The sequence below is a fragment of the Streptomyces sp. NPDC053750 genome (assembly GCF_044544295.1).
Lineage (GTDB): Bacteria > Actinomycetota > Actinomycetes > Streptomycetales > Streptomycetaceae > Streptomyces.
Genome location: NZ_JBITXB010000006.1, coordinates 111300 through 122558, shown reverse-complemented (window position 1 = coordinate 122558; position 11259 = coordinate 111300). Strand labels below are relative to the sequence as shown.

At 73.4% G+C, this 11259-nt stretch carries 11 protein-coding genes; 1 reads left to right on the top strand and 10 read right to left on the bottom strand.

All coding sequences use genetic code 11. The annotated features are described in order from the left end of the window. Window positions 1-14: 14 nt before the first annotated feature. Window positions 15-1277, top strand: coding sequence for a styrene monooxygenase/indole monooxygenase family protein (locus ACIGO6_RS18840; protein ID WP_399877315.1), 1263 nt, complete (start codon window positions 15-17; stop codon window positions 1275-1277). Here the strand turns inward: ACIGO6_RS18840 and ACIGO6_RS18835 are convergent. The 10 genes from ACIGO6_RS18835 to ACIGO6_RS18790 all read right to left on the bottom strand — a co-directional run bounded on the left by ACIGO6_RS18835 (window position 1241) and on the right by ACIGO6_RS18790 (window position 11071). Further along, on the bottom strand, window positions 1241-2410 hold the full coding sequence (locus tag ACIGO6_RS18835; RefSeq protein ID WP_399877312.1) for an NlpC/P60 family protein: 1170 nt from the start codon (window positions 2408-2410) through the stop codon (window positions 1241-1243). The genes ACIGO6_RS18840 and ACIGO6_RS18835 overlap by 37 nt on opposite strands. A gap of 103 nt (window positions 2411-2513) precedes the next feature. Continuing rightward, window positions 2514-2837 (bottom strand): hypothetical protein, encoded by a 324-nt coding sequence (locus ACIGO6_RS18830; RefSeq protein ID WP_399877310.1) that lies wholly within the window; start codon window positions 2835-2837, stop codon window positions 2514-2516. A 31-nt stretch (window positions 2838-2868) separates the two neighbouring features. Continuing rightward, window positions 2869-3522: a TetR/AcrR family transcriptional regulator gene (locus ACIGO6_RS18825; RefSeq protein WP_399877307.1), complete on the bottom strand. Its 654-nt coding sequence runs from the start codon at window positions 3520-3522 to the stop codon at window positions 2869-2871. Between the two features lie 62 nt (window positions 3523-3584). Next, complete coding sequence (locus tag ACIGO6_RS18820) at window positions 3585-4523, bottom strand: diiron oxygenase (RefSeq protein ID WP_399877304.1); 939 nt, start codon at window positions 4521-4523, stop codon at window positions 3585-3587. A 103-nt stretch (window positions 4524-4626) separates the two neighbouring features. After that, on the bottom strand, window positions 4627-5112 hold the full coding sequence (locus tag ACIGO6_RS18815; RefSeq protein WP_399877301.1) for a DUF3291 domain-containing protein: 486 nt from the start codon (window positions 5110-5112) through the stop codon (window positions 4627-4629). Between the two features lie 61 nt (window positions 5113-5173). Continuing rightward, window positions 5174-6631, bottom strand: coding sequence for a penicillin-binding transpeptidase domain-containing protein (locus ACIGO6_RS18810; RefSeq protein ID WP_399877300.1), 1458 nt, complete (start codon window positions 6629-6631; stop codon window positions 5174-5176). Between the two features lie 16 nt (window positions 6632-6647). Beyond that, on the bottom strand, window positions 6648-8021 hold the full coding sequence (locus tag ACIGO6_RS18805) for an FtsW/RodA/SpoVE family cell cycle protein (RefSeq protein ID WP_399877298.1): 1374 nt from the start codon (window positions 8019-8021) through the stop codon (window positions 6648-6650). A 43-nt stretch (window positions 8022-8064) separates the two neighbouring features. After that, a complete protein-coding gene (locus ACIGO6_RS18800; RefSeq protein WP_399877296.1) occupies window positions 8065-8883 on the bottom strand; it encodes a hypothetical protein in 819 nt (272 codons plus the stop codon). Between the two features lie 149 nt (window positions 8884-9032). After that, complete coding sequence (locus ACIGO6_RS18795) at window positions 9033-10277, bottom strand: ATP-binding protein (protein WP_399877294.1); 1245 nt, start codon at window positions 10275-10277, stop codon at window positions 9033-9035. Beyond that, a complete protein-coding gene (locus ACIGO6_RS18790; RefSeq protein WP_399877292.1) occupies window positions 10274-11071 on the bottom strand; it encodes a hypothetical protein in 798 nt (265 codons plus the stop codon). The genes ACIGO6_RS18795 and ACIGO6_RS18790 overlap by 4 nt, the downstream gene beginning before the upstream one ends. Window positions 11072-11259: the final 188 nt, after the last annotated feature.

The following is an 11259-nucleotide window of genomic DNA, read 5'->3' as shown; positions in this document are numbered from 1 at the left end:
AGACGGAACCCCGCATGCGGAAGATACTCGTCGTCGGAGCCGGCCAGTCCGGTCTCCAGCTCGCCCTCGGCCTCCAGTCGCACGGCTACGAGGTCACCCTGATGTCCAACCGGACCGCGGACGAGATCCGCACCGGCCGGGTCATGTCGACGCAGTGCATGTTCCACACGGCACTCCAGCACGAGCGCGATCTCCAGCTGAACTTCTGGGAGTCCCAGGCCCCGAAGATCGAGGGACTCGGCGTCTCGGTGGCGGCCCCCGGCTCCTTCGACCCGGGTCCGTCGCAGCGGGCGATCGACTGGCTGGGCCGGCTCGACGGCTTCGCGCAGTCGGTCGACCAGCGGGTGAAGATGGCCGGCTGGATGGAGACCTTCGCCCAGCGCGGCGGCCAGCTGGTCATCCACGGCGCGGCCGTCGGCGACCTGGACTACTTCTCCCGCGCCTACGACCTCGTCCTGGTCTCGGCCGGCAAGGGCGAGCTGGTGCAGATGTTCGGCCGGGACGCCTCGCGCTCCCCGTACAGCGAGCCGCAGCGCGCGCTGGCGGTGGCCTACGTCCACGGCATGGGCCCGCGCCCGGAGCACCCGGACACCGAGGCCGTCCGCTGCAACCTCGTCCCGGGCGTCGGCGAGATGTTCATCATGCCGACCTACACCACGTCCGGCCGCGCCGACATCCTGTTCTGGGAGGGCATACCCGGCGGCCCGCTGGACGCCTTCAAGGACGTCAAGGACCCGGCGGAGCACCTCTCCCTGACCCTGGAACTCATGGAGAAGTTTCTCCCCTGGGAGTACGCGCGGGCCACCAAGGTCGAGCTGACCGACGCCGGCGGCACCCTCGCCGGCCGCTACGCCCCCACCGTCCGCAACCCGATCGGCCGGCTCCCCGGCGGCGGCCTGGTGCTCGGCGTGGCCGACGTCGTCGTCGCCAACGACCCGATCACCGGACAGGGCTCCAACTCCGCGTCCAAGTGCGCCGCCTCCTACCTCGCCTCCATCCTGGAGCAGGGGGAGAAGGAGTTCGACGAGGCCTGGATGCAGCAGACCTTCGACCGCTACTGGCAGACGGCCCAGCACGTCACCAAGTGGACCAACGCCATGCTCGCCCCGCCGCCGGAGCACGTCCTCAACCTGATCGGCGCCGCCGGTCAGCTCCAGCCCGTCGCCGACCGCTTCGCCAACGGCTTCAACGACCCGGCCGACTTCGAGAACTTCTTCTACGACCCGGCGAAGACCGAGGGCTACCTGGCCGAGGTCTCGGGCGCGGCCGGCGCGTAGGCGGCCGCGTACCCCTCGTCGGACCCGTCCGTCGCCCCCTCGGGGAGCCTCGGTGGCGTGTAGTGCCGCAGCGGCTCCCCGCCGGGGTCGGGCCGTACGGCGCCCAGCACCGGGTTGGCCGCGATCGGCGACACCTTGACCTCGGCGCCGGGTCGCGGCGCCTGGACGACCATGCCGTCGCCGAGGTACATCGCCACATGGGTGGCCTCGGGGAAGTAGACGACCAGGTCACCGGGGCGCAGCTCGTCGAGCGGGACGTGCGCGAGGCGCGCCCACTGCTCCTGGCTGGTCCGCGGGATCGGCGTCCCGGCCCGCTGCCAGGCCACGGAGGTCAGGCCCGAGCAGTCGTACGCCGTCGGGCCCTCCGCGCCCCACTCGTACGGCTTTCCGAGCTGCTCCACCGCGAAGCGCACCGCCCGCTCGCCCTCCGCGGACGGCTTGGCGTCGGCACCGAGCGCGCCGGACGCCAGGAAACGTTCCTGCGCCTCGACGATCCCGTTCTTCTCGAGCTCCGCCAGGGCGGCCAGTTCCTCGGGGGTGAGCGAGGCGAGCAGTTCCTCAACGGCGTGCAGCCGGTCGCGCACGGCGTCGCGGTCCTTCTCCTGGCGCCGGGCCAGGGCGAGTTGCCGGTCCAGGGCGGTGCGCGCCCGCCGGGCCAGCTCGTCGGCCCTCTTCTCGTCGCCGGTCAGGCGGCCCACCGTCTCGGCCCGCTGCCGGGCCAGCCGCCCCATCACATGCCCCTGGTCGAGCGCGTGCTGCGGGTCACGGGCGAGCAGCAGTCGCAGATACGGGGAGAGGTCGCCGCTGTTGCGGTACTGCTGCCGGGCGAGCCGGCCGGCCGCGCCGCGGCTGTCGTGCAGGGACAGCCTGGTCCGGGCCAGCTCGGCGTCCAGCCGCAGCACCTCGGCGCGCTGCTTCTTCAGCCGCTCCTCGGTGCCGTTGTAGGTCTCGGTGGCCTTCTCCGCCTCCTGGTAGAGCCGCTGAAGGTCCGTCAGCAGCCCGGCCACGGACCGGTCGCCGCCGGCGCCGCCGGCCCCGCCGGGCTCCGGTTCGGCCGCCGCGGGCCCGGGCGCCAGCACGATCCCGGCCGCCACCGCCGCCGTGCACACCAGACGCAGGAGCCTTCCTGACACGTCATCACCTCCGATGCGAGACGGCTCGTCCGCTCCGCACCGTGAGCATGTGGTGTGATTTCCGGCTTGTCGCGCAGCGTGTCCGCGGTTCGGCGCAACGGAATCACCCGTGGGCGTCGTCCGGCTTGCCACCCGGCGTGGCGTCTGGATCGGTGTCGGGCCCGGTGCCCGGTCTCGACCAGGGCCACTTCCGGCCGGAACCCTTCCCGCCCGTGGGGTCGTACGCGTACTTCCAGCGGGCGAACCCGACCCGGCTGCCCCCTTCACGGGGGACGCGGCGGTAGACGAGCACGGCCGGGGGTCCGCCGGCCGGGTCCGGCACGGGGATGCGGTACGTCTTCGGCGGGTGTCCGGTCATCCCGACCAGCACGGGCAGCACGCGCCCGTCCATGGGGCCGCCCTCGAAGGGGGTGTCTTCGCTCTTCACGGCACCAGTGTCGGTGATCCGCGCACCGGTCTCAGGCGTCCGCCGCCAGGGCCTCGACCAGCGCCGCGGTCTGCGGGTCGCGGCGGGCGGTCACCGACAGCACGGCCAGGAACTGCTCCACGAGCCAGTCCCGCAGCTCGTCCACGGGCGGCTGCTTGCCCTCGTCCAGCCAGATCAGGGAGGACGCCTCCACCGCCGTGATCCACATCCGGACGGTCATCCGCAGCCGCGGGCCGGGCTCGGTGACCTCCAAGTGGCTCATGATGTGCTCGGCGGCGGCCCGGCGCACGCCGTCCACGATGGACGAGGTCCGTGAGGTCTCGACGACGCTGCCGCCCTGCAGCAGGGCGCTGAAGCCGGTGTCGTGCTGGTCGACGAAGGCGAGGTAGCGGTCCAGGGCCCGGGACAGCCGGGTCAGCAGCGGGCCCTCGTGGGGCTCGTCGAAGCACAGGCGCAGCTCGTCGGCGGCGGATCTGAGCGCGGCCTCGTAGAGCTGCTGTTTCCCGCCGGGGAAGTACCGGTACACGAGTGGGCGCGAGACCCCGGCCCGCTCCGCCACGTCGTCGAGGGAGACCTCCTCCGGCGGCCGGTGGGCGAAGAGGGCGAGTGCGGCGCCGAGGAGTTGGACGCGGCGCTCCTCGACGCTGAGGCGGCGGTAGGCGGGGGTGGGGGCCTGCGGGGTCATGAACCGCAGCGTAACCCGCACACCCCCGCGACCACCTGTGCCGGCCGACCGGACCGGTTCGACTACGCCAGCAGTCCCGAGGACCTCCACAGGCGGCGGCCGACGCCCCGCAGGACGCCGATGTCGTCCAGGAAGTCGGTGAGGCGCCTCGCGCCGGTCTGCATGATGTCGCGGCGGTGGGCGCTGGCCTTGACCTGGGCCATCGCCTCGCGCCTGTCCAGGCCGACGTTCGTGTACACCTCGGGGTTGACGAAGGCGACCGAGAAGACGCGGGCGAACTCGCCGGAGGTGATCCGGGTGAACTCCTGCGACCACTTCGGAGCCGTCACCATCTGGCGGCGCAGCTCCTCACGGGCGTAGCGCACGTGGCGGGCCTCCTCCACGACGTGGATGCGCGTGACGCCCCGGATCAGCGGCTGGATCCGCTCGTCGGGGAAGGTCAGCCGCTGCATCCAGTCCAGGACCTCCTCTCCGAGCAGGGTGGCGGTGAAGGAGCCGGGCGTGGTGGAGATCGTCTTGAACAGGCGCCCCAGGTGCTGGTGGACCGGGCTCACCGGGTACCAGGGGGTCTCCCCGCGGGATATCAGCCGGGCGAACATCTTCGAGTGCCGGCACTCGTCCTCGATCTCGGTGAGCGCGTAGCGCACGTGGGCGCTGGTCGCGGACTTGTCGTAGATGTGCCGGACCAGCAGCTGCATGAGGATCAGCTCGAACCAGATGCCGAGCGAGGCGAGCGCCGCGGCCTCGTGCTGGGAGAGCAGGATCCGCTGCTCCTCGCTCATCCGCTTCCACATCGGGGTGTCGTACAGCGAGACCAGCTCCGGCGGCCAGAACCACTTGCCCTCCTCGAAGGGCGCGTCCCAGTCGAGCTCCTTGTCCGGGTCGAAGGAGTGCTTGGCGGAGGAGGCGAGCAGCCGTTCGGCCACCTGCTCGCGGTCCTTGAGCAGGCCGAGCGCGTCGCGCAGGCCATCGAGCGCGTCGGCTTCCGTCAGGGTCGTCATGGGTGTCCCACCTCGCTGTGTTACCCGCGGTCACTCGCTCGTCTTATGAGACTGCGCGTCAGCAAGCTCGTCAATCCCCCGTGCGGGACTTGTCGACCGCGACTCAGGATGCGGCAGGTTCCGCCACCGGTTCCGACGCCCCCGCGGGGAACGACGTGCGCAGGGTGAACGCGTACGGCGTCGGGCCGTGGGTCCGCAGGTGCAGCAGCCGCGACTCCGCCTCCGCGACCGTGGGCCGGTGCCCCGCCGGCACCCACCACAGCGTCGTGACCGCCTCCGCGAGCCGCTCGAACCACTCACGGCGCCGGGCCATCATCTCCCGGTGCCGGCCCTGGTACATGAACGCCTTCAGGGCGTCCATGTCCCGCCACATCGTCAGGTTGACGATGAGCCAGTCGTCGCCGAAGAACGGTACGTCCGTCGCGTTGCCGGACTCGCTCTGCAACCGCCAGACGAACCCGTCGGCGGCGTCGGCCGCCGCGTTCACCGGGTCGAGCCCGTCCACGAAGTCCTTCAACTGCGGTGAGTCCAGCGGGGCCTTGAGGCGGGCGATGTTGACCTGGGCGAGTTCGTACGCGGCGTCAGTCATGGACCGAACGGTAGGTCGGTGTCCCGGAGCGCGGTAGACCCCGTCTCACCAAGCGGGCGGCTCACCCGGCGAGCACCGCCTCCATCACCGCCCGCGCGATCGGCGCCGCCAGCCCGCTCCCGCTGATGCGCTCGCGGTCCGCCGCCGAACCCTCCACGACCACCGCGACCGCGACCTTGGGCTCCACGTCCTGGTCGCCCTGCGCCCAGGAGACGAACCAGGCGTACGGCGTGCCCGAATTGCCGACGCCGTGCTGGGCGGTGCCGGTCTTGCCGCCGACGGTGGCGCCGCGGATCGCGGCGTTCGCGCCGGTGCCGTTCTCCACCACGCCCGTCATCAGCTCCTTCAGCCGCGCCGCCGTCGAGGGCCGCATCGCCTCCCGCGAGGGCCGTGACCCGGCCGTCGCCACGAGGCTGCCGCCCGCCCGCACGGTCCGCTCCACCAGGTACGGCGCGCGCACCTGACCGCCGCCCGCCACGGCCGCCGCCACCATCGCCATCTGCAGCGGCGTCGCCCGCGTGTTGTACTGCCCGATCGACGACAGCCCCAGCTGCGCCCGGTCCACCGAGGTGTCGAAGGTGCTCCGCGCGACGGAGAAGGGGATCCGCAGCCCGTCGTCGTTGAAGCCGAAGGCCTCCGCCGTGGCCGCCATGCCGCTCACGCCCACGTCCACGCCGAGCTTGGCGAACACCGTGTTGCAGGACCGCTCGAACGCCTCCCGCAGCGAGGCGTTCCGGCAGCCGTCGGCCTCGTTCGCGAGCCGGGTCCGGGTGCCGGGCAGGGTGTACGGCTCGGGGGAGCGGGTCGGCGCGTCGAGATCCCGGACCAGGCCCGCGTCCAGGGCCGCCGCCGCGGTGACCACCTTGAAGGTGGAACCCGGCGGATAGGTCCGGCGCACGGCCCGGTTGAGCATCGGCCTGTCCGGGTCGCCGTTGAGCCGCTGCCAGGTCCGGGCGGCCCCCGTGTCGTTCCCCGACAGCGACTGGGGGTCGTACGACGGGGTGGACACCAGCGCCAGGATCCGGCCGGTGGACGGCTCGATCGCGGCCACCGCCCCCGTGCGCCGGCCGAGCCCCTCGAACGCCGCCCGCTGCGCGGCCCCGTTGATCGTCGTCACCACGTTGCCGCCCGCGTTGTGGGTGCCCGTCACGTCGTTCCAGAGCGGGAGCGGCGCGAGCAGCGGGTCGGCGCCGGACAGCAGGCCGTCCTCGGCGTGCTCCAGCAGGGTCGTGCCGTACGCCTGCGAGGCGAAGCCGGTGACCGGCGCGTACAGCGGCCCGTCGGCGTACGTACGTTCGTAACGCAGGTGCTCGCCGGTGTCCCGGGAGCCGGTGACGGGCTCGCCGCCGACCACGATGTCGCCGCGCGGCTGCTGGTACCGGGCGATGTCCGGGCGGCGGTTGGCCGGGTTGTCGTCGTACGCGGGGGCCTGGACGATCTGCACGCGGGCGGCGTTCACCAGCAGCGCGACCAGCAGCAGGGCGCAGAAGGCGGCGGCGTGCCGGATGTGCCGGGTCACCGGAGCTGTCCGGCTCTCACGGCGCCGCCCGCCCGTCGGCCCGGCTGCGGGCGGCGTGGCTGACCCGGATCAGCAGGGCGACGATCGCCCAGTTGGTGACGACCGAGGAGCCGCCCTGGGCCAGGAACGGCATCGCCATGCCGGTCAGCGGGATCAGCCCGGTCACCCCGCCCGCGATGACGAACACCTGGAGCGCCACGATCGAGGAGAGGCCGACCGCGAGCAGCCGGCCGAAGGGGTCGCGCGCGGCGAGCCCGGCCCGGAAGCCGCGCTCCACCAGCAGCGCGTACAGCAGGAAGAGCGCGGTCAGGCCGAGGAAGCCCAGCTCCTCCCCGGCCGTCGCGAGGATGAAGTCGGACTTGACGGCGAACCCGATGAGCACCGAGTGCCCGAGGCCCAGCCCCGTCCCGGTCACCCCGCCCGCCGCGAAGGCGAACAGCGACTGGGCCAGCTGGTTGGGCCCCTGCCCGGCCTCGATCGACGCGAAGGGGTGCAGCCAGTCCTCCACCCTGCTGTGCACGTGCGGCTCCAGCCAGCCCACGGCGACCGCGCCCAGCGAGGCCAGCAGCAGGCCGACCGCGATCCAGCCGGTGCGGCCGGTGGCGACGTAGAGCAGGACCACGAACAGACCGAAGAACAGCAGCGAGGTCCCGAGATCGCGCTCCAGGACCAGGACGCCGACGCTGACCAGCCACACGGCCACGATCGGACCGAGGACGCGCCCGGTCGGCAGCTGGAGCCGCCACACCCGGCGGCCCGCGTACGCCAGCGCGCTGCGGTTGGCGGCCAGGTAGGCGGCGAAGAACACGGCGAGGAGCACCTTCGCGAACTCGCCGGGCTGGATGGAGAAGCCCTCGATCCGGATCCAGATGCGGGCGCCGTTCACGGCCGGGAACAGGATCGGCACCGTGAGCAGGACGAGCGCGGCGGCGACGCAGACGTAGGCGTAGCGCTGCAGCACCCGGTGGTCGCGCAGCAGCAGGACCACCACGATGAACAGGGCCACGCCCAGCGTCGACCACACCAGCTGGGTGGGGGCCGCCCGGTCGCCCGGCGTCTCCAGGTCGAGCCGGTAGATCAGCACCAGTCCGAGGCCGTTGAGCAGCACGCCGATCGGCAGCAGGAGCGGATCCGCGCAGGGGGCGCGCAGCCGTACCGCCAGATGGGCGAGGAGCGCGAGCACTCCGAGCCCGGCGCCGTAACCGGCGGCGTCGGGCGGGAGCGTACCGTGCTGGGCCAGACCGACGTTGCAGTAGCCGGACACCGACAGCAGTACGGCCATGACGATGAGCGCGAGTTCGACGCCGCGGCGCCGGGGAAGGCGCGCGACGGGAGCGGGCGCGTCCGCCTCTGCCACGGTGATTCCGGTTCCGGTTCCGCCCTTGGTCATGTCCGGAACTTACCCAAATGGTGCGGTGTGCGAGGTGTCGGCATCAGCACCAGCGCGGAGTACGGCCGATGGCGTCGATGTACCGGGCCGGGCCCCAGGCCCAGGTGCGGTGGCCTGTGAGGAGGTACCACAGTGAGTCGCCCCTCACGCCGGTGCCGCGGGTCTGGCAGTGGATCTGGACGACCTCGCCCCGGCGGACGTACCGGATGACGTCCCCGTCGCGGCGCGGCGAGGAGAGCAGGGCGAGCCGGTCGGCCGTGACGACGCCCCGGTAGCGGCCCTGGTCCCGCCGGCCGTCCGGCCCGTTCGGATCGCCGCGCTCACCTCCTCCGTCCCTGCCGCCCTCTCCGCCCAGGCGGTTGCCGGGGCCGCCGAAGTCGGCGTCCGCGCCGATGTCTCCGCCCCAGTGGTTGTCGGGGGCGCCGAAGTTGTTGTTCGCGCCGATGTCGCCGCCCCAGTGGTTGTCGGGGCCGCCGAAGTTGTTGTTCGCGCCGACGTCTGCGCCCCGGCGGTTGTCGGGGGCGCCGAAGTTGTTGTTCGCGCCGATGTCTCCGCCCCAGTGGTTGTCGGGGGCGCCGAAGTTGTTGTTCGTGCCGACGTCTGCGCCCAGGCGGTTGTCGGGGGCGCCGAAGTTGTTGTTCGCGCCGACGTCTGCGCCCAGGCGGTTGTCGGGAGCGCCGAGGTCGGTGTTCGCGCCCACGTCTCCGCCCCAGGGGCTGCCGGGGGCGCCGAGGCCGGTGCCCCCACCGTCCCACTCGCCGAACGCGACGGCGGGCACGGCGACGGAGGTGACGAGCGCGCCTGCGGCGGCGGTTATGGCGACGCGGCGGGCCAACGGGGAGCGCGGCTTCAGCAGAGACATGGGAGACCTCCTGTGAGGAACAGGCGTGGATGTGGTCGAACATGACTAACCGCCACATTAGGAGCGGCGGATGGGGGCCGCCCGTCGCACTGCGCCATCGGGGAAGGGGCCGTGACCCGGATCAATCCCGGGTTCGGGGCCGGTGCGGCTCAGGGCTGCTGAGGCAGCGTCAGCGTCGCCAGTGCCCCGCCGTCCGGCGGGTTCGCGAACTCCAGCCGCGCGCCGAGCACCTCCGCCTGCCCCAGTGCGATCGTCAGCCCGAGGCCGTGCCCCTTCGCTCCCCCCTCGGTGCGAAAGCGCTGCGGCCCGTGCACGAGGAGGTACTCCGGATAGCCGTCCCCGTGGTCCCGTACGGTGATCACCGGGCCGTCCACGGTCAGTACCACCGGCGCCCGCCCGTGCCGGTGCGCGTTCGCGACCAGGTTGCCGAGCACCCGCTCCAGCCGCCGCCGGTCGGTCTCCACCCGCGCGTCCCGTACGACCTCCACCCGCGTGTCGGCGCCGGAACCCCGCACCACCCGCGCGGCCACCGCGCCCAGCGCCTCCGGCTCCGTCTCCAGCCGCTCCCGCCCGCTGTCCAGCCGGGAGATCTCCAGCAGGTCCTCGGTGAGCGTGCGCAGGGCGGCCACCCGGTCCCGCACCAGCTCGGTCGGGCGGCCCGGCGGCAGCAGCTCCGCCGCCGCGTGCAGACCGGTCAGCGGAGTGCGCAGCTCGTGCGCCACGTCCGCGGTGAACCGCTGCTCGGCGAGCAGCTTGCCCTGCAGCGACGCCGCCATGGAGTCCAGCGCGGCGGCCACCGAGGCCACCTCGTCCTGCGGGCGCGTCGGGTCCTGCGCCCGGGGATCGTCGACCCGCGCGTCCAGGTCGCCCGCGCTGATCCGCCGCGCCACGCGCGCCGTGGTGTGCAGCCGGCGCGTCACCCGCGTCACGGCGAACGCGCCCACCAGCAGCGTCGCCCCGATCGCCAGGGCCGAGGACCACACGATCGCGCTGTCGAGGCCGTCGATGGTGCGCTCGCCCTGGGAGTGGTCGACCTGCACCGCCAGCGCCCGGCCACCGTCGGCGGGGCCCGCCGCCCACATCGTGGGGTGCCCGTCGTGCTCGGCGACCATCGTGCCGCGCCGCCCCGAGACGGCAAGCTCCCGCAGCGCCCGGGGCAGGCCCGGGGGATCGATCCCGGCGCCGCGCCGCAGCGGGTCCCCGGCCTCGTACGACGCCGTCGCGTCCCGCAGCCGGGTCAGAGCGACCTCGCGGGCCTGACCCACGGTCTGGTTGGTCACCGAGACGTGCACCAGGACGCCGAGCAGCGCGGCGAGCGCGCAGCACATCACGGTGATGAAGACGGCCGCCCGCACCGCGAGCGGGCCGGCCCACCGGGGGAGGGCCAGCCTCATCGGGTGGTCGCCGAAGGAGACACGGACGCCGGAGAGGACACGGGTGCCGAGGGCTGCACGGTCGCCGAGGGGGACGCCGACGGGCGCTTCGGGTGCGTGCCGGCGTCGTCCGTGCGCAGCATCTCGTCGCTCGTGAGGAGCATGGCCCGCTGGTCGGGGTCCCAGGTCCACTGGAGCCGGTACTCGTAGCCCGCGACCTCCGACGGCGACCGGACGATCACCGTCCGCCCGGCCAGCTCGACCGCGCTGACGGCGTCGTCGTAGGACATGATCCGCACGAGCCGGTTCTTCTCGACGGTGTAGACGCGCACGGCGGTCAGCTTGTCGGGCAGCAGCCGGAAGCCCAGCGTCATCTCGGGCCGCCCGTCGCCCGTCAGGTCGCGGAAGTACGGCCGCAGCACCGGGCACCGGCTCCGCTCGCCCCGCGCGCCGCAGTCGGCCATCCGTTCCGCCGTCTCGTGGTACGACGCCCCGGCCCCCGCGTAGTCGTCCGGGTGCGCGGCGATCTCGGCCCGGACGGCGGCCACCGGGTCCGCCCGGCGGATGTCGCCGCCGGGCACGGCGACGCCCTCGACGACCTCGTTGTCCACCTCACCGATGTCGTACGCCGGACTCGACGCCGGCGTCAGGTCGGGCCACAGCAGGGCCGGACTCTGCGCGGTCGCGGTCGCCCCCGCGCTCCGCAGCCCGCCCGCGTCACCGCACGCGGCCAGCGTCCCGGCCGCCGCGGTCGCCAGGAGCAGCGCGAGGGCGGCGGGGACGCGGGCGGGGTGCCCACGGCGGGTCGGGCGCACTGCACTCCTGGGGTTCGGTGACCGGCGTCGGTGGCCCCGCACGGCCGAGGGGCGCCGTACACATCTTCGTACGGAAGGCCATTTTGCGTGCGGGGGGCCGTGCCGGGCTACTCGGCCGGCCCCTCCGGCAGCCCCGCCGCGGTCGGCCGGGCCCGGGGCCTGTCCGACTTCTCCCGAAGGAGCCCGGG

What these genes read in the sequence shown, in the direction of transcription:
- ACIGO6_RS18815 (WP_399877301.1), bottom strand. Translation starts at nt 5,112, where the DNA reads ATGACTGACGCCGCGTACGAACTCGCCCAGGTCAACATCGCCCGCCTC.
- ACIGO6_RS18800 (WP_399877296.1), bottom strand. Translation starts at nt 8,883, where the DNA reads ATGTCTCTGCTGAAGCCGCGCTCCCCGTTGGCCCGCCGCGTCGCCATA.
- ACIGO6_RS18805 (WP_399877298.1), bottom strand. Translation starts at nt 8,021, where the DNA reads ATGACCAAGGGCGGAACCGGAACCGGAATCACCGTGGCAGAGGCGGAC.
- ACIGO6_RS18820 (WP_399877304.1), bottom strand. Translation starts at nt 4,523, where the DNA reads ATGACGACCCTGACGGAAGCCGACGCGCTCGATGGCCTGCGCGACGCG.
- ACIGO6_RS18825 (WP_399877307.1), bottom strand. Translation starts at nt 3,522, where the DNA reads ATGACCCCGCAGGCCCCCACCCCCGCCTACCGCCGCCTCAGCGTCGAG.
- ACIGO6_RS18840 (WP_399877315.1), top strand. Translation starts at nt 15, where the DNA reads ATGCGGAAGATACTCGTCGTCGGAGCCGGCCAGTCCGGTCTCCAGCTC.
- ACIGO6_RS18795 (WP_399877294.1), bottom strand. Translation starts at nt 10,277, where the DNA reads ATGAGGCTGGCCCTCCCCCGGTGGGCCGGCCCGCTCGCGGTGCGGGCG.